Source organism: Streptomyces sp. NBC_01275 (assembly GCF_026340655.1).
Classification (GTDB): Bacteria; Actinomycetota; Actinomycetes; order Streptomycetales; family Streptomycetaceae; genus Streptomyces.
Genome location: NZ_JAPEOZ010000001.1, coordinates 8634296 through 8650799, shown reverse-complemented (window position 1 = coordinate 8650799; position 16504 = coordinate 8634296). Strand labels below are relative to the sequence as shown.

At 71.7% G+C, this 16504-nt stretch carries 15 protein-coding genes; 10 read left to right on the top strand and 5 right to left on the bottom strand.

From position 1 onward, the window contains the following. Positions 1–130 precede the first annotated feature (130 nt). A complete protein-coding gene (gene rfbA, locus OG562_RS37985) occupies positions 131–1006 on the top strand; it encodes a glucose-1-phosphate thymidylyltransferase RfbA (RefSeq protein WP_266406146.1) in 876 nt (291 codons plus the stop codon). Between the two features lie 60 nt (positions 1007–1066). Here rfbA and OG562_RS37980 read toward each other — a convergent pair whose 3' ends face one another. Then, positions 1067–1783 carry a trans-aconitate 2-methyltransferase gene (locus OG562_RS37980; protein ID WP_266406145.1) on the bottom strand — a complete coding sequence of 239 codons (717 nt, stop codon included), beginning with the start codon at positions 1781–1783 and terminating at the stop codon, positions 1067–1069. Between the two features lie 71 nt (positions 1784–1854). Next, complete coding sequence (locus tag OG562_RS37975; protein ID WP_266406144.1) at positions 1855–2634, bottom strand: cyclase family protein; 780 nt, start codon at positions 2632–2634, stop codon at positions 1855–1857. 207 nt (positions 2635–2841) lie between these two features. Between OG562_RS37975 and OG562_RS37970 the strand changes: the two genes are divergently transcribed. Genes OG562_RS37970 through rfbB form a run of 5 tightly spaced genes read left to right on the top strand, consistent with a single transcriptional unit; the run spans position 2842 to position 7941 of the window. Further along, positions 2842–3303: a nuclear transport factor 2 family protein gene (locus OG562_RS37970; protein WP_266406143.1), complete on the top strand. Its 462-nt coding sequence runs from the start codon at positions 2842–2844 to the stop codon at positions 3301–3303. A 45-nt stretch (positions 3304–3348) separates the two neighbouring features. Next, the gene (locus OG562_RS37965; RefSeq protein WP_323187597.1) at positions 3349–4191 is read left to right on the top strand and encodes an SDR family oxidoreductase; all 843 of its coding nucleotides are present in this window, start codon (positions 3349–3351) and stop codon (positions 4189–4191) included. A gap of 22 nt (positions 4192–4213) precedes the next feature. After that, a complete protein-coding gene (locus OG562_RS37960; RefSeq protein ID WP_266406142.1) occupies positions 4214–5611 on the top strand; it encodes a P450-derived glycosyltransferase activator in 1398 nt (465 codons plus the stop codon). A gap of 39 nt (positions 5612–5650) precedes the next feature. After that, entirely contained in the window at positions 5651–7000 is a 1350-nt protein-coding gene (locus tag OG562_RS37955) for an activator-dependent family glycosyltransferase (RefSeq protein WP_266406141.1), read from the top strand. After that, a complete protein-coding gene (gene rfbB, locus OG562_RS37950) occupies positions 6988–7941 on the top strand; it encodes a dTDP-glucose 4,6-dehydratase (RefSeq protein ID WP_266406140.1) in 954 nt (317 codons plus the stop codon). Before OG562_RS37955 ends, rfbB begins: the two co-directional genes overlap by 13 nt. Positions 7942–8047: 106 nt before the next feature. Here rfbB and OG562_RS37945 read toward each other — a convergent pair whose 3' ends face one another. Next, positions 8048–9037, bottom strand: coding sequence for a Gfo/Idh/MocA family protein (locus tag OG562_RS37945; RefSeq protein WP_266406139.1), 990 nt, complete (start codon positions 9035–9037; stop codon positions 8048–8050). Between the two features lie 162 nt (positions 9038–9199). Between OG562_RS37945 and rfbH the strand changes: the two genes are divergently transcribed. Next, positions 9200–10504, top strand: coding sequence for a lipopolysaccharide biosynthesis protein RfbH (rfbH, locus tag OG562_RS37940; RefSeq protein ID WP_266406138.1), 1305 nt, complete (start codon positions 9200–9202; stop codon positions 10502–10504). A gap of 15 nt (positions 10505–10519) precedes the next feature. On the opposite strand, the gene OG562_RS37935 is transcribed toward rfbH, so the two are convergent. After that, complete coding sequence (locus OG562_RS37935) at positions 10520–11338, bottom strand: AfsR/SARP family transcriptional regulator (RefSeq protein ID WP_266406137.1); 819 nt, start codon at positions 11336–11338, stop codon at positions 10520–10522. A 341-nt stretch (positions 11339–11679) separates the two neighbouring features. Here OG562_RS37935 and OG562_RS37930 point away from each other — a divergent pair, with 341 nt between their 5' ends. The 3 genes from OG562_RS37930 to OG562_RS37920 all read left to right on the top strand — a co-directional run bounded on the left by OG562_RS37930 (position 11680) and on the right by OG562_RS37920 (position 15708). Continuing rightward, the gene (locus OG562_RS37930; RefSeq protein WP_266406136.1) at positions 11680–11856 is read left to right on the top strand and encodes a hypothetical protein; all 177 of its coding nucleotides are present in this window, start codon (positions 11680–11682) and stop codon (positions 11854–11856) included. Beyond that, entirely contained in the window at positions 11853–14204 is a 2352-nt protein-coding gene (locus OG562_RS37925; RefSeq protein ID WP_266406135.1) for a TOMM precursor leader peptide-binding protein, read from the top strand. Before OG562_RS37930 ends, OG562_RS37925 begins: the two co-directional genes overlap by 4 nt. Before the next feature lie 244 nt (positions 14205–14448). After that, positions 14449–15708 carry a sensor histidine kinase gene (locus OG562_RS37920; RefSeq protein ID WP_266406134.1) on the top strand — a complete coding sequence of 420 codons (1260 nt, stop codon included), beginning with the start codon at positions 14449–14451 and terminating at the stop codon, positions 15706–15708. Between the two features lie 100 nt (positions 15709–15808). On the opposite strand, the gene OG562_RS37915 is transcribed toward OG562_RS37920, so the two are convergent. Then, positions 15809–16414, bottom strand: coding sequence for a response regulator transcription factor (locus OG562_RS37915; protein ID WP_266406133.1), 606 nt, complete (start codon positions 16412–16414; stop codon positions 15809–15811). Positions 16415–16504: the final 90 nt, after the last annotated feature.

Sequence of the window (16504 nt, the reverse complement as noted above, 5' to 3'; positions counted from 1 at the left end):
TCAAGACGGTCCACAACCCCTGAATTTCCTCTATTCCCGCTCGAATTTCCCTGGACCAGGGTTTTTCCTGCTTGCTGCCGAGCGAATCGGGTCGTTAGCATGAGCAGAAATCGAGGACAGGGGCATACCCATGAAGGGAATTATTCTCGCCGGCGGTTCGGGAACAAGGCTCCATCCGATAACCGTCTCCGTATCGAAACAGCTCCTTCCGGTCGGCGACAAACCGATGATCTACTATCCGCTGTCGGTGCTGATGCTCGCGGACATCAGGGAGATCCTGCTCATCTGCACCGAACGCGATCTGGAACAGTTCCGCAGGCTTCTGGGCGACGGCTCCCAGCTCGGCGTCCGGATCGACTACGCGGTGCAGAACCGGCCGGCCGGCCTGGCCGAGGCCTTCGTCATCGGCTCCGACCATGTGGGCGACGACGACGTGGCCCTGGTCCTGGGGGACAACATCTTCCACGGCCACCACTTCTACGACCTGCTCCAGAGCAGTGTCCGGGACGTGCGGGGCTGTGTGCTCTTCGGCTACCCCGTGGAGGACCCCGAGCGCTACGGGGTCGGCGAGACCGACGCGTCGGGACGCCTGGTCTCCCTGGAGGAGAAACCGCTGCGACCCCGCTCCGACCTCGCCATCACCGGGCTCTATCTCTACGACAACGAAGTGGTCGACATCGCCAAGAACCTGCGTCCCTCGGCACGCGGAGAACTGGAGATCACCGATGTCAACCGGAACTACCTGGCCCGCGGCCGAGCCCGGCTGGTCGATCTCGGCCGCGGTTTCGCCTGGCTCGACGCCGGAACCCCGGAATCCCTGCTCCAGGCCGCCCAGTATGTGCGCACCCTCGAAGAGCGGCAGGGCGTGCGCATCGCCTGCGTCGAGGAGGTCGCGCTGCGCATGGGATTCATCGACGCGGACAGCTGCTATCGACTCGGCGAGAAGATGTCCCAGTCGGGATACGGCCGGTACGTGATGTCGGTGGCCCGGGAGATGTCACCCTGACGTTCCTTCTCCCCGGGCGCACACCACCTCAGCCCATATCACCCTCAGCCCACTCCAAACTCAGCCCGCTTCACGGAGACCGACGAAAAGACCCCGACCGGTGGGACCGTCCTCCAGGAATTCCACGGAACAGCCCGCGTCGTGGAAGGCGGAGACGTATTCGTCCTTGGTGAAGAGGGTCAGGACGTCGATCTCCGTGAACTGCTGGATGCCGGCGGCGTCGCCGACGGTGAAGCGGACCTCCATGCGGGTGGCCCGGCCCTTGCGGGTGGTGTGCGAGATCCGGGCGATGGTGCGGTGCTCCTCACGGGCCAGATCGCCCGCGACATAGCCCTCGATGAAGTTCTCGGGGAACCACCAGGGTTCGACGACCAGGACCCCGCCCGGCTCCAGATGGTCGGCCATCGCCTGCACGGCGGCCCGCATGTCGGCCACCGTCTCCAGATAGCCGATGGCGCAGAACATGCAGCTCACCGCCGTATAGCGGCGGCCGAGCCGGAAGTCGCGCATGTCTCCGGCGTGCACGGTGACGCCGGGCAGCCGCTGCTCGGCGAGCCGCCGCATCGGCTCCGCGATCTCCAGGCCCTCGGCCACGTCGAACAGCGTGCTGAACACGCTGAGATGGGCGCCCGTGCCGCAGGCGACGTCGAGCAGCGAGTCGGCTCCCGGACGGCGCTGCGCGATGAGCCGGGAGACGTCCGCCGCCTCCTCCCCCCAGTCCTTGCCCCGGCTCCGGTAGATGGCCTCGTACACCTCTGCGAGTTCCCGGCCGTACATGTCCGTCCCCTCCCGCTGTCGCCCACTGTCACCCTGCGATGCCTGTCCCGCGCTCGGCCGCCGCGCGCCGCTCACTCGTCGACCAGCGCCACCGCCCTCGTCCAGCCGGCGCCCGCGCCGGCGATCCGCACCGGGAAGCACGCCACCCGGAAACCGTGCGAGGCGGGCAGCCGGTCGAGGCCGGCGAGCCGCTCGACCTGGCAGTACTCCCGGTCCCGCCCGGCGAAGTGGGCGGGCCACAGGACCGAGCGGTCGCCGGTCGCCCGGTAGCGGGCGATGATGTCGCCGAACGGCGCGTCCAGGCTGAACGCGTCGGTGCCGATCACCCGCACCCCCAGGTCCAGCAGCAGATGTACGGCGGAGCCGTCGAGCCCGGTGAAGTCGGTGAAGTACTTCTGGGTCCCCGCCCATGCGTCGGCGCCCGTCCTGAGCAGGACGATGTCCATGGGCGCGGGCGTGTACCCGATCCGGTCCAGCTCCCGCCGCAGTACGTCGGCGCCGACCGCGCCCGTGCCCTGGTCGCTCAGGTCGAGCACGACCGCGGGCCGCAGGAACCAGTCGAGCGGCATCTCGTCGATGTGCCGCGGCGGACCGTCCCGGTAGGAGGCACGGGTGCCGTAGTGCGACGGCGCGTCGACGTGCGTGCCGGTGTGGGTCGTCAGCTGGAGCCGGTCGAGCGAGAGGAACTCGCCCTCCGGCAGCTCCGCCGGGTCGAAGTCGATCCCGAAGTGCTCACGCATCTCCTCGCTCATATGCGCGGCGGCCTCCTTCGGGCCGAGGACGTCGTGCACCACGGGATCGGGTTCAAAACCCGCCGCGTCCACGGGCGAGGACAGGTCGATGATGCGCACACGCGCCTCCCGGCGATGGGTTCCTGCGGGCCAGCCCATGCTCACCAGCCCGGCTAGAGAAGCGTTGGAGCCTGACTGAACGCCCGCCGGAGCCCGCCCTCGGCCGTCCCTCGGCGTCTTCGCCCGCCCCGGCGCTCGACCGATCCTGGACGGCCCTCTGCCACCGTCGTGCCACCTCACGCACGGAAACGACGGAAGGGATACGGCATGACAGCACAGGCAGTGACAGCGCCGTCGGCACCGCCGGCGCCGACGGTCCCGGCGGACGTCTACGCCGAGGTGCAGCACTTCTACGCACGGCAGATGCGGCACCTGGACGCGGGCGAGGCGGAGATCTGGGCCGGCACGTTCACCGAGGACGGCTCCTTCAAGCCGCCCTCGCTCCCGGAGCCGGTGCGCGGCCGCCCGGCGCTCGCCGAGGGCGCCCGCCAGGCCGCCGCGCACCTCGCCGCCGCCGGGGAGACCCACCGCCACTGGGTGGGCATGCTCACCGTCACCCCCGCGGACGACGGCTCGCTGATCGCCGAGAGCCAGGTCACGATCATCGCCGTCGCGCAGGGCGGCCCCGCCCGGCTGCACCTGGTGTGCGCCTGCCGGGACGTCCTGGTGGCCGAGGACGGTGAACTCCTGGTCCGGGAGCGGGTGGTGACCCGTGACGACCGGCCGTAGCGGGAGTCGACCGCGACTCGAGCGGCGCGTCCTACGGTCGCCGGCATGAGCGCGACACAGGATTCGCCCACGCCACGGGACTCGACCGCGATGCCGGACTCGACCGCGACGCCGGACTCGACCGCGACGCGGGACTCGATCACGCCCCGGGGCGTGATCGTCACCGGCGGCGGGACCGGGATCGGGCGGGCCACGGCCCGTGCCTTCGCCGAGCGCGGCGACCGGGTACTCGTCGTGGGCCGTACGGCCGCGACCCTGACCCAGACAGCCGAGGGCCACCCCGGCATCGGCGTCCTCACCGCCGACCTCACCGATCCGGACGCCCCGCGCGCCGTCACGGACGCGGCGCTGGACGCCTTCGGCCGGATCGACGTCCTGGTGAACAACGCGGCCAGCGGCGGCTTCGCCTCCCTCGCGGAGACGAAACGGGAGGCCGCCCGCGAGCAGCTCGACGCCAACCTGCTGGCCCCGCTGCTGCTCACCCGGCAGACCCTGGACGCCCTCGCGGCCGACGGCGGGGGAACCGTGCTGAACATCGGCTCGGCGGGGGCCCTGGGCCGCCGGGCCTGGCCGGAGAACGGCGTCTACGGCGCCGCCAAGGCGGGGCTCGACTTCCTCACCCGGACCTGGGCCGTCGAACTGGCGCCCCGCGGCATCCGCGTCCTCGGCCTGGCGCCGGGCGTGATCGACACCGGGATCGGTGAACGGTCCGGCATGTCTCGGGAGGCCTATGCCGGATTCCTCGAGCAGATCGCCGCCCGCGTCCCGGCCGGCCGGGTCGGCCTGCCCTCGGACATCGCCTGGTGGGCCGTACAGCTCACCGACCCGCGCGCCGCCTACGCGACCGGAGCGGTGCTCGCGGTCGACGGCGGTCTGTCCCTCACCTGAACCACGCCCGAAGGAGACTGCCGTGCAGACGCACGCTCACAACGACGAGACGACGGCCGCCCAGACGCCCGAGGAGACGCCCGAGGCGACCGAGGCGGGTCGGCAGACCGACAGCGAGCTGGGCCGTCATCTGCTGACCGCCCGCGGCTTCCACTGGATCTACGGCACCAGCGGCGACCCCTACGCCCTGACCTTGCGCGCGGAGAGCGACGACCCCGCGCTGCTGACCCGCCGGATACGGGACGAGGCGGGGCCGCTGTGGCAGAGCGCCGCCGGAGCCTGGGTCACCGGCCGGCACGCGGTGGCCGCCCAGGCCCTGGCCGACCCCCGGCTGAGCCTGCGGCACGCCGATCTGCCGGGCCCGCAGCGGCACGTCTTCTCGGACGCCTGGAGCAATCCGCAGCTGTGCCACATCGTCCCGCTGGACCGGGCCTTCCTGCACGCGTCGGGCGCCGACCACGCGCGCTGGGAGCGGTCGGCGGCGCCGGTGCTGGGCGCGGCGGCGGCCGAGGGCCACCGCAAGAGCGCCGAGCTGGTGCACCAGGAGACCGCCGACGGGCTCGGCGAGAGCTTCGACCTCATGGCGGACTACTCCCGCCCCACGGCCGTCGCGGCGGCCGCGGCGCTGCTCGGCGTCCCGGCCGCGCAGCGCGACCGGTTCGCCGAGGCGTGCCTCGCGCTCGGGGTCGCGCTCGACGCCGCGCTCTGCCCGCAGCCGCTCGCCGTGACCCGTCGGCTCGAGGAGGCCGTGGAGGACGTACGCGCACTCGTCGGCGATCTCGTCGCGGCGCGGCGCGGTGAGCCGGGCGACGATCTGCTCAGCGTCGTGCTGCGTGCCGAGGACTCCGCCGTCTTCGCGCAGGACGCCCTGGCGGTCGGGGTGTTGACGGCCGTGGTGGGCGTCGAGTTCGCCGCGGGGCTCGTCAACAACACCCTGGAGGCGCTGCTCGCCCATCCCCTGCAGTGGGCGATGCTCGGCGAGAGCCCGGACCTCGCGGCCGGGGCGGTGGAAGAGGCGCTGCGGTACGCGCCGCCGGTACGGCTGGAGAGCCGGATCGCGGCCGAGGAGCTCGAGCTCGGCGGGCAGGTCGTCCCCGCCGGTGCGCAGGTCGTGGTCCACGTCGGCGCGGCGAACCGGGACCCGGAGGCGTTTCTCGCCCCGGACCACTACGACCTCACCCGGCCCGCCGGACAGGGGCGGTTGTCGCTCGCCGGCCCGCACACCGGGCTCTTCGGGGCGTTCGCCCGGCTCCAGGCGGAGACCGCCGTACGCACCCTGCGCGAGCGCCACCCCGAGCTGACGCCGGCCGGCGGAGTGCTGCGGCGGATGCGCTCCCCCGTGCTGGGCGGAGTGCTGCGCTTCCCCCTGGCCACCTCCGCGACCACCTTCGTGACCGTCTCCGCGACCACCTCCGTGTGACGGCCGGGCTGCCATGGAGCCGCACAGAAAGGACCGACCATGAAGGTTCTGCTGACGTCCTTCGCGATGGACGCGCACTTCAACGGGTCCGTGCCGCTGGCCTGGGCGCTGCGGGCCGCCGGGCACGAGGTACGGGTGGCCGGCCAGCCCGCGCTGACCGGGAGCGTCACGGCGGCCGGGCTGACCGCCGTCCCGGTGGGCGCGGATCCCAAGCTCGACGAGATGATCAAAGGTGTGGGCGGGCCCGTGCTGGCCCACCAGGCCGACCGGTCGCTGGACGTCGACGCGCCCGGTCAGGCCGACCCCGCCTTCCTCAAGGGCTGGGACACGATGATGACCGCCACCTTCTTCGCCCTGATCAACGACGATCCGATGGTCGACGACCTCGTCGCGTTCGCCCGCTCCTGGCAGCCGGACCTGATCCTGTGGGAGCCCTTCACCTTCGCGGGCGCGGTGGCCGCGAAGGCGACCGGGGCGGCCCATGCGCGGCTGCTGTCCTTCCCCGACCTCTTCACGTCCATGCGACAGGCGTTCCTCGCCCAGCTCGACGCGGACCCCACGGGCCGGGGCGGGGAGAGCGGGCGGGGCGGGGAGAGCGGCCGGGCGCATCCGGAGGACTCCCTCGGCCAGTGGCTCCAGTGGACGCTCGGCCGCCACGGCGTGCCCTTCGACGAGGAGGCGGTGACCGGACAGTGGTCGGTGGACCAGGTGCCCCGCAGCTTCCGCCCGCCGGCCGCCGGCCCGGTCGTGGGCATGCGCTACGTCCCCTACAACGGGCCGGTGCCCGCCGTCGTGCCCGACTGGCTGCGCGTACCGCCGAAACGGCCGCGTGTCTGCGTCACCCTGGGGCTGACGGCCCGGACCTCGGAGTTCCCCAACGCGGTCCCGGTCGATCTCGTGCTCAAGGCCATCGAGGGGCTCGACATCGAGGTGGTCGCCACCCTCGACGCCGAGGAGCGGGCGCTGCTCACCCATGTCCCGGACAACGTGCGCCTGGTGGACCATGTGCCGCTGCACGCGCTGCTGCCGACCTGCGCGGCCATCGTGCACCACGGCGGCGCCGGGACCTGGTCGACAGCGCTGGTCGAGGGGGTTCCGCAGATCGCCATGGGCTGGATCTGGGACGCGATCGACCGCGCGCAGCGCCAGCAGGCGCTCGGCGCCGGTCTCCATCTCCCCTCCCACGAGGTGACGGTGGAGGGGCTGCGCAGTCGGCTCGTGCGGATCCTCGACGAGGCCTCGTTCGCCTCGGCGGCCGCCCGGCTGCGGGCCGAGGCCGCGTCCGAGCCTACTCCGGCGCAGGTCGTCCCCGTACTGGAGCGGCTGACCGCCCAGCATCACGCCCGCGGTCCCCGACGCCCCGGAGGTGCGTCACCATGCGCGTCCTGATCACCGGCGGCGCCGGTTTCATCGGATCCCACTACGTCCGCTCGCTGCTGGCCGGGACCCTGCCGGGGCCGACGCCCAGCCGGGTGACCGTCGTCGACCTGCTCACCTACGCGGGCAGCACCGACCGTCTGCCGTTGGGCGACCCGCGGCTGGACTTCCACCGGACCGACATCCGTGACCTCGACGCGCTGCTGAGGGTGCTCCCCGGCCACGACGCGGTCGTGCACTTCGCGGCCGAGACCCATGTCGACCGTTCCCTGACCGGCGCCGCGGAGTTCGTGCGCACCAATGTGCTGGGCACCCAGTCGCTGCTGGAGGCGAGTCTGCGCTGCGGCGTCGGCACCTTCGTGCACGTCTCGACGGACGAGGTCTACGGGTCGATCGCCGAGGGCACCTGGACGGAGGACGAGCCGCTGCGCCCCAACTCGCCCTACGCCGCGACGAAGGCGGGCAGCGACCTCCTCGCCCGCTCCTACTGGCGCACCCACGGCCTCGATGTGCGCACCACGCGCTGCGCCAACAACTACGGCCCCCGCCAGCACCCGGAGAAGCTCATCCCGCTGTTCGTCACGGAACTGCTGGCCGGCCGGTCGGTGCCGCTGTACGGCGACGGCGGCAACGTCCGGGAGTGGCTGCACGTCGACGACCACTGCCGTGCCGTGCACGCCGTGCTGACCGGCGGCCGGGCCGGCGAGATCTACAACATCGGCGGCGGCACCCACCTGACCAACCGCCAGATGACGGCGAAACTCCTGGAGTTGTGCGGAGCGGACTGGTCCCGGGTCCGTCAGGCGCCCGACCGCAAGGGCCATGACCTGCGGTACGCGGTGGACGACACGAAGATCCGCACGGAGCTCGGCTACCGGCCGCTGCGGTCGCTGGACGAGGGGCTGCGCGAGGTCGTCGACTGGTACCGCGAGCAGTCGGCCGAACGGGTCTGAGACGAGGAGGGGAGCCCGCCCTCCGGGGTCGGCTCCCCTCCTCGTTCCTCGGTACCGGAGATTCAGCTCCCTCGGTACCGGATTCGGCTCCCTCGGTACCGGAGACTCAGCCGCTGACGACCCGGGCCGCCTTGCGGACCTGTTCGACCAGGAGCGCCTGGCGCAGCAGCGCCTCCCCCAGCGAGGCCCGTGCGGTGCGCGAGCGCGCCGCCGCGGCGAACTCGTCCAGGGCGTTGCCCACTTGGTGATCGGCGGGCAGCGTGATCTCGGTGAGCCGGTCCTGCTGTTCGAGGCGGACCAGCGGCCGGTGCTCGCGGGGCGGGGTGAAGGCCCGCGGCACGCTGATCCGGCCCCGGCTGCCCCAGAGCGCGTAGACGGACCGGTAGGAGTGCTGGAAGCCGAAGTCGAGCTGCGCGGTCACGCCCGTCGCCGTGGAGAGCAGCGCGCTGCCCGCGACGTCGACGCCGGTGGCCTCGTCGACGCGCAGACAGGCGCCGAGCACGTCCAGCTCGCCGGGGAGATGGAGCTGGGCCGCGCGCAGCGGGTAGACGCCCACGTCGAGCAGTGCTCCGCCGCCGAGGCGCGCGTTGTGCCGGAAGGACGACGGATCGGGCGGCGGTACGCCGAAGGAGCTGGAGAAGACGCGCAGTTCGCCGATCTCGCCGGCCATGGCCCGTACCGCCGTGTGCTGCGAGTGGTGCAGGAACATGAAGTTCTCGGTGAGCGCCAGATCGAGCCGGGCGGCCATCGCCACCAGCTCCGCGCTCTGTGCGTACGTCGTGCTCAGCGGCTTCTCCACCAGGACGTGCTTGCCCGCGGTGAGCGCCTCGGCGACCCATTCGTGGTGCATGCCGGGCGGCAGCGGGACATAGACGGCGTCGATGTCGTCGCGGTCCAGCAGCGCCTGGTACCCGGTCACCGCCGCGCATCCGAACCGGGCCGCGAGCTGTTCGGCGCGCGCCCCGTCCCGGCTCGCCAGGGCCACCAGGCGCACCGACGGATGCTCCACGAGCGCGGGCAGGATCCGGCGTACCGCGATATCGGCACAGCCCAGAACCCCCATGCGGAGTACGGGTCGTGGAGTGTCCTCGGGCATCTGCCACCTCACCTGTCGGATACGTCGCCGCACACGTTAGCCAGGCCAGGTCGAAGGCTCCTGGAAACCGGCTGGAGCAGGTCCTTTCCGCGGGGACTCCACGGCTCCTCGACCGAGCGGCCCCAGCATGGTCCGGAGGCAATCCTTATCGGAGGGACGGCTATGACGTCGGACACCAAGGCTCTGGTCCTGGAGCAGGTTCGCGAGTACCACCGGCAGCAGCAGCCGGGGAACTTCCAGCCCGGAGTGACGCCGATCCTCTCCTCGGGGGCGGTCCTGGACGAGGAGGACCGGGTCGCTCTGGTGGAGGCGGCCCTGGATCTGCGGATCGCGGCGGGGGACCGCTCCCGGCGCTTCGAGAGCAGGTTCGCCCGCCATATCGGCGTACGCAAGGCGCATCTGGTGAACTCGGGGTCCTCGGCGAATCTGCTCGCGCTGTCGGCGCTGACCTCCCCGCGCCTCGGCGAGCAGCGGCTGCGCCCGGGCGACGAGGTGATCACGGTGGCCGGCGGTTTCCCCACCACGGTGAACCCGATCTTCCAGAACGGTCTCACGCCGGTGTTCGTGGACCTCGAACTCGGCACCTACAACACGACGGCGGAGCGCGTCCGGGCGGCGATCTCGGACCGGACCCGGGCCATCATGATCGCGCACACCCTCGGCAACCCCTACGAGGTGGCGGAGATCCAGCAACTGGCCACCGAGCACGAGCTGTTCCTGATCGAGGACAACTGCGACGCCGTGGGCTCGACCTACCAGGGGCGGATGACGGGCACCTTCGGGGATCTGGCCACCGTCAGCTTCTACCCCGCCCACCACATCACGACGGGCGAGGGCGGCTGCGTACTGACCCGGAATCTCGAACTGGCCCGGATCGTCGAGTCGTTCCGGGACTGGGGGCGGGACTGCTGGTGCGAGCCCGGCGAGGACAACACCTGCCTCAAGCGGTTCGAGTACCAGCTGGGCGATCTGCCCAAGGGGTACGACCACAAGTACATCTTCTCGCACATCGGATACAACCTGAAGGCCACCGACCTCCAAGGAGCCCTGGCGCTCAGCCAGTTGAAGAAGCTGCCGGAGTTCGGCGCGGCGCGGCGGCGCAACTGGCAACGGCTGCGGGACGGGCTCGCGGACGTTCCCGGTCTGCTGCTGCCCACCGCGACGCCGGGCAGCGACCCGAGCTGGTTCGGGTTCGTCGTCACGGTGCTGCCCGAGGCCACCTACACCCGCCGCGACCTGGTCGCCTTCCTGGAGGATCGGCGTATCGGCACCCGGCGGCTGTTCGGCGGCAACCTCACCCGGCATCCGGCGTATCTCGGCACACGGCACCGGGTGTCGGGGGATCTGCGCAACTGCGACGTCATCACCGAGCAGAGCTTCTGGATCGGGGTGTATCCCGGTATCACCGAGGAGATGACCGACTACATGCGGGAGTCCATCGTCGAGTTCGTCGCCAAGAACGGCTGAGCCGCCCGGGGGCGGTCAGCTGATCATCCGGTCGAGCAGCGCTTCCTCCCCGTACCCCGGCGCGTCCAGCCACGGCTCCGCCGTGAGCACCGCCTGCTGCAGTCGCTGCAGGCGCGGCGACGGCGAGAGCCCCAGCTCGTCCGCCAGCCGGCGGCGCAGGCTCTGGTAGACGTCCAGCGCCTGCCAGGAGCGGCCCGCCCGGTACAGCGCCGTCATGCACTGGGCGTGCAGGCCCTCGTGCAGCGGATGGCGTCCGGTGAGCTCGATCAGTTCGGACAGCAGCTCCGCGTGGCGGCCCAGCCTCAGGTCCGCCTCGAGACACCGCTCCAGCACGCCCAGCCGGCTCTCCTCCAGGCGCGCCACCTCGATGCTGAGCACCGGCCCGATGCGGACGTCGACCAGGGCGGACCCGCGCCACAGCGCGAGCGCCTCACGGAAGTGGGCCGAGGCCCGCTCGTGCCGGTCCTCGGCGGAGGCGATCCGTCCCGCGGCGACCAGCCGTTCGTAGCGCGGCACGTCGACGGAGTCGGAGGGCACGTGCCAGCAGTAGCCGCCGTACTGGGTGACGAGGACGTCCTTGGCGGACACGCCGGCGTCGGCGCCGTAGGCCGCGGTGAGCTGACGGCGCAGTTGAAGGATGTACGTGTGCAGGGTCGCCAGCGCGCTCTGCGGCGGCTCGGCGCCCCAGATCTCCTCCATCAGGGTCCCGACGGGCAGGACGCGATTGGCATGGATGGCGAGCAGGGCGAGGATCTGCCGGGGTTTCGCGGCGGTCGGCACGATCGACCGGCCCCGCACCTCGGCGGTCAGCGGTCCCAGCAACCAGATGTCCATGTCTGTCTCCCCCATGTGGTCGACGGAGCACCGCGAAGAGCTCCCTGCCCAGGAAGTCTTGCTGGCTGATTCGGCTCACAACCAGTGCCGTGGACCCGGACGGGCATGTGCGGAACCTATGCACCGCATGTGCACATCTCATGGGTCGACTGTGCAAGACGCACTGGTGTCCACCGGGCGGGGCCGTAAGGATGGCCGCAGCGCACCGGCCCCGACCAGGGGTGCGACCGCGTCGGCCGACAGGCGTTCGACAGTGATTTCGCCAGCGGCTTCCACGGCGGTCTCCACGGCGGTTTCGACAGCAGTTTCCACAGCGGTTTCGACAGCGATGAGGAGCACACATGTCACGGGTCACGCCCCTCCCGGAAAGCGACGCGGCGACGTCGCGGGCCGCCGACGATCTCGTGATCACGGAGTTCGGCCACGAGACCGGAGAGTTCCCCGACGGCCGCATCTGTATCTGCTGGGCCTCGCCCGGCTCCCCGTCCGCCACGATCGGCGGCCGTCCGTCCCGATGAGCCGTACGGCCCCGGGAAACGGGCTCCCCCTGCTGGGGTTCGCACCGCACCTGCGGGTCGAATCCACGCCGGGCGAGCCCGTCTTCCTGATGACGGAGGACCGGGTGACCACGCTCGGCGGGGAGCAGATCGCCCTGCTGGCCCCGCTGCTCGACGGCAGCCGTGATCTGCCCGGCATCGTCGCCGACGCGGCGCCCCGGCTGTCGGCCGAACGCACCGAGCGGCTGGTGACCCGGCTGCTGGACGCCGGCCTGCTGTGCGCCTATCCGCCGGACGGCGGCGACGGCCCCGAGCGCGCCTACTGGGCCCTCACCGGCCTGGCGGTACGGCCCGGTCACGGCCGGGACGCGGCCCTGGCCCCGGTCGATCTCACCGCGGACCCGGGAACCCCGCTGGCTCAGGCCGTGTCCGCGGCGGGGCTGCGCACCGCGGTCGAGGGCGAGGCGGCCGATCTGACGCTGGCGCTGTGCCACGACTATCTCGACCCGCGGCTGGGCGACCTGGACGCGAAGCACCGCGCGGCGGGACGCAGTTGGCTGCCCGTCCGCGCCAACGGCACCCACCTGTGGATCGGCCCCTTCTTCTCCCCCGGCGACGGCCCCTGCTGGAACTGTCTCGCGGACCGACTCCGGCTGCGCCGGCGCGGCGAGGCGTATGTCCAGCACCGGCTCGGGCGCGGCGGGCCCGCCGCGCATCGGCGGTCGTATCTGCCCGCGGGGCGGGCGGCGGCACTGCACCTGGCCCTGCTCGAAGCCGGAAAGTGGCTCGCCGGACACCGCGACCCCGCGCAGAACAGCCTGTGGCGGCTGGACACCCGCACACTGGAGAGCAGCCGCCATCCGGTGCGGCGGCGGCCGCAGTGCTCCCGCTGCGGCGATCCGCTGCTGGTGCACGCCCGCGTCTCGGCCCCGGTGACGCTCTCCCCCCGGCCGGTGCGGGACACCGGCGGCGGCCAGCGGACGTTCGGTCCGGACCGGCTGCTGGAGCGGTACGGCCATCTCGTGGACCCCGTCACCGGGCTGGTCGGCGAGATCCGCCGGGATCCACGGGGACCGGAGTTCCTCAACTGCTTCCACGCCGGCGCGCAGCCGCCCTGGGACCCCGCGCTGCCGCCGCCTCCGCTCCACACCCCGCTGCGCAGCCCCGGCTCCGGCAAGGGCGTCACCGAACTCCACGCCAGGGCCAGCGCGTTGGCCGAGGCGTTGGAGCGCTACAGCGGCTACTTCCAGGGCGACGAGCCCCGTCGGCGGGGCAGCTACCGCGCGTTCGGGCCCCTCGCCGTCCACCCGGACGCCGTCCAGCTCTTCGACCGGCGGCAGTTCGACGACCGGGAGACGTGGAACCGCGCGCACGGTCCCTTCCACCAGGTGCCCGAGCCCTTCGACGAGGACGCCCCGCTCGACTGGACCCCCGTGTGGTCGCTGACCGAGCGGCGGCAGCGGCTGGCGCCCACGAGTCTGCTCTACTTCAACGCCCCGGACGCGGACACGGGTTTCTGCCGGGCCACGTCCAACGGAGCGGCCGCCGGCACCAGCCTGGAGGACGCCGTCGTCCACGGCTGCCTGGAACTGGTGGAGCGGGACGCGATCGCCCTGTGGTGGTACAACCGCACCCGACAGCCCGGCCTTCCGCTGGATCCGCAGGATCCATGGATTGTTCAACTCCTGGCCGTTCTTCGGGACATGGGAAGAACGGTGTGGGCTCTGGATCTCACCTCCGATCTCGGAATTCCCGTGGTCGCCGCCGTGTCGGCACGCGGGAACACGAACAGATCCGCCACGAACAGATCCGCTGCGGACGGATCTACCGGGGACGGATCTGCCAGGGACGGATCTACCGGGGACGCCGACGGATTCGCCGAGGACATCGTGTTGGGCTTCGGCGCGCATTTCGATCCCCGAATCGCCCTGCGCCGGGCGCTCACCGAACTCAACCAGATGCTGCCGCCGTTGGCAGAAGCACCGATCGGCAAAGCCTCCGCGTACACCGGCGCGGATCCCGAAGCCCGCCACTGGTTCCGGCACGCCACCCTGGCCGACCAGCCCTATCTGCTGCCCGCCGCACGCCGCCCCGCCCCGCCGCCCGCGTCCCTGCGGCCGCCCGCCGACGCCTCGGCGCAGGTCGAGGCCCTGGTGGCCCTGTTGCGCCCGCGCGGCCTCGACGTGCTCGTCCTCGATCAGACCCGCCCCGATGTGGAACTGCCCGTCGCCAAGGTGCTGATCCCCGGCCTGCGACCGCACTGGGCCGGATTCGGCCCCGGCCGGCTGTTCGACGTACCCGTCGCGCTCGGCCGGCTCCCTCGGCCGACGAAGTACGCGGATCTCAATCCGCTGCCGCTCCCTCTCTGACGGACTACGCCGGAATGAAGAGCTCCCCTTTTTCCCGTGCAACGCGGTAAACCTCTGCGCGAAAGGAACGGTCTTCAACTGTGCGGGGATTGACAACGGTCTGCCACACCCCGAAGCACCGATGTCGAACACCCCGATCGATAGAAATCGATTGCCCGTTCGTGTTCTCTCCGTATGTCGTGAGAGGGTGGGGGCGGCACGACCTGACTCACTATTTCGTTCGGTTCGTCCCGGGGGGAGATAGATGCAAGGTTCTGCCCTGCACCAGGATGCGCGCGTCGAGCGGGAGGACGCGAGGAGGAGCCATCTCGCCCTCGGCACCTCCACCGCCATCACCCTCGCCGTGTTCGTGGCCTTCTTCGGGGTCGCCGTGGGATATCTGCTGGACGAGCGGCTCTCACCCGCCAGATTCACGGCGGGCGTGGTGACCCTTGTCGTCATCAGCTGCCTACAACTGGCGCATTCCTTCCCGCATCTGTCGCCCTGGCTGGCCGACCGGCGGTACTGGACCCTCGGATGCCAGGTCGTTCTCACCTATCTGCCGTTCCTCACCTTCGCCGAGGCCTGGCTGGCCACACCGGGCTTCCTCGCCGGTTCCGCCCTGCTCGTGCTGCCGCCGCGCTGGGCGTGGCCCACGTTCGCGGCAGCCGTGGCGTCGGCCGGCCTGCTGGTGCTGGAGACCGGGCTGGGCCGCGGTTCGCTGTGGTACGGGACCGTCGCCACGGCGCTGACCGGCCTGGTGGTGTTCGGGCTCTCGGAGCTGACCCGCCTCGTCCAGGAGGCCCACCGCACACGCGCCGAGCTCACCCGGATGGTCCTGGAGGCCGAACGGCTGCGCTTCTCCCGCGATCTCCACGATCTCCTGGGCATGAGCCTGACCACCATCGCGTTCAAGTGCGAACTGGCGCGGCGGCTGCCGCCGTCCAAACACGCCCGGCTGCACCAGGAACTGACCGAGATCCTCGACACCACCCAGCGGGCGTTCGCCGACGTCCGGGCCGTCTCCCAGACCTACCGCGCCATGTCGCTGGCCACGGAGATCGACACCGTCCTCTCCACGCTCAAGGCCATGGGCATCCATGCCGTGATCCGGGGCGACGTCGGGCCGCTGCCGCCCGAGATCGAGACGACCCTGGCGACGGTGCTGCGCGAGGGCGCCACCAACATGCTGCGGCACAGCAGGGCCGGCGCCTGCGTCGTGCAGCTCGGCCTCGAACAGGGCGCCGTCAGAATGGCGGTGACCAACGACGGGCTCGTCGACCGCCCGGCCACCCCGTTCGGCGGCGGCCGCACGGGAAGCGGCCTCACCAACCTCCGCGAACGTCTGGACGCGGTGGAGGGCCGGCTCAGCACGGAGATCACGGACGAGGGGTGGTTCTCCCTGACGGCCGTCGTCCCGCTGCCCTCGCAGACCCAGGCGTCCCGCAACCGGCTCCTGCGGTCCCTCGCACAGTCCTTGCAGCCCTCCGACAGCGGGATGCACGACTCGGCGACAGTGGCCTGACCACCGGCCGTCGCCCCCGGTCCCCCAGTCCCCCGTCCCTCGTCCCCCTCAGACTCCCAGTCCCCCCGTCCCCCGTCCCCTCAGTCGCCCCGGTCACCCCTCAGATCCAGCCTCCCTCGCGCGCGATCCGTACCGCGTCCATCCGGTTGCGGGCGCCGAGCTTGACCACGGCGCTGCCGAGGTAGTTCCGCACGGTTCCCGGGGAGAGGAACAGCCGGCGGGCGATGGCCGCGGTGCTCTCGCCCGCGGCGGCGAGCCGCAGGACCTCCAGTTCCCGCGGGGCCAGCGGCTGCGACGCGTCGTCGAGTGCCGCGACCGCCAGTTGGGGGTCGACGACCCGCTGCCCCGCGGCCACGGCCCTGATGGCCTCCACGAGTTGGGCGGGATCGGCGTCCTTGCGCAGGAAGCCCGTGGCACGGATGGCCAGCGCCCGGCGCAGGGTGCTGGGGTTGCCCAGCCCCGTGAGCATGAGGATCCGGCAGTCGGGCACGGCGTCACGCAGCGCCGCGGCCGCGGTGATGCCGTCCATGCCCGGCAGGCCGATGTCGAGCACCGCCACATCCGGTTTCAGTGCGCGTGCCCTCGGAACGATCTCGTCACCGCGGTCGACTTCTGCCACCACGTCGAAATCCGCTTCCAGCGCCAGGAGTTCGGCCAGTGCCCTGCGCAGCATCGCCATGTCCTCGGCGATGAGAATCTTTATCATGCACCCCTCACATCGGCCGCCGCCAAGACGCCCGCGTTCCATACTCCCATCCAGAGCCCCAGATCACGGCTTCGAACCGCCCAAAGTCCC

Bases quoted from the DNA above. Each gene is read 5' to 3' on its own strand.
- OG562_RS37980 (WP_266406145.1), bottom strand. From the start codon at position 1,783: ATGTACGGCCGGGAACTCGCAGAGGTGTACGAGGCCATCTACCGGAGC.
- OG562_RS37920 (WP_266406134.1), top strand. From the start codon at position 14,449: ATGCAAGGTTCTGCCCTGCACCAGGATGCGCGCGTCGAGCGGGAGGAC.
- rfbB (WP_266406140.1), top strand. From the start codon at position 6,988: ATGCGCGTCCTGATCACCGGCGGCGCCGGTTTCATCGGATCCCACTAC.
- rfbH (WP_266406138.1), top strand. From the start codon at position 9,200: ATGACGTCGGACACCAAGGCTCTGGTCCTGGAGCAGGTTCGCGAGTAC.
- OG562_RS37915 (WP_266406133.1), bottom strand. From the start codon at position 16,414: ATGATAAAGATTCTCATCGCCGAGGACATGGCGATGCTGCGCAGGGCA.
- OG562_RS37970 (WP_266406143.1), top strand. From the start codon at position 2,842: ATGACAGCACAGGCAGTGACAGCGCCGTCGGCACCGCCGGCGCCGACG.
- OG562_RS37925 (WP_266406135.1), top strand. From the start codon at position 11,853: ATGAGCCGTACGGCCCCGGGAAACGGGCTCCCCCTGCTGGGGTTCGCA.
- OG562_RS37965 (WP_323187597.1), top strand. From the start codon at position 3,349: ATGAGCGCGACACAGGATTCGCCCACGCCACGGGACTCGACCGCGATG.
- rfbA (WP_266406146.1), top strand. From the start codon at position 131: ATGAAGGGAATTATTCTCGCCGGCGGTTCGGGAACAAGGCTCCATCCG.
- OG562_RS37945 (WP_266406139.1), bottom strand. From the start codon at position 9,037: ATGCCCGAGGACACTCCACGACCCGTACTCCGCATGGGGGTTCTGGGC.
- OG562_RS37935 (WP_266406137.1), bottom strand. From the start codon at position 11,338: ATGGACATCTGGTTGCTGGGACCGCTGACCGCCGAGGTGCGGGGCCGG.
- OG562_RS37955 (WP_266406141.1), top strand. From the start codon at position 5,651: ATGAAGGTTCTGCTGACGTCCTTCGCGATGGACGCGCACTTCAACGGG.
- OG562_RS37930 (WP_266406136.1), top strand. From the start codon at position 11,680: ATGTCACGGGTCACGCCCCTCCCGGAAAGCGACGCGGCGACGTCGCGG.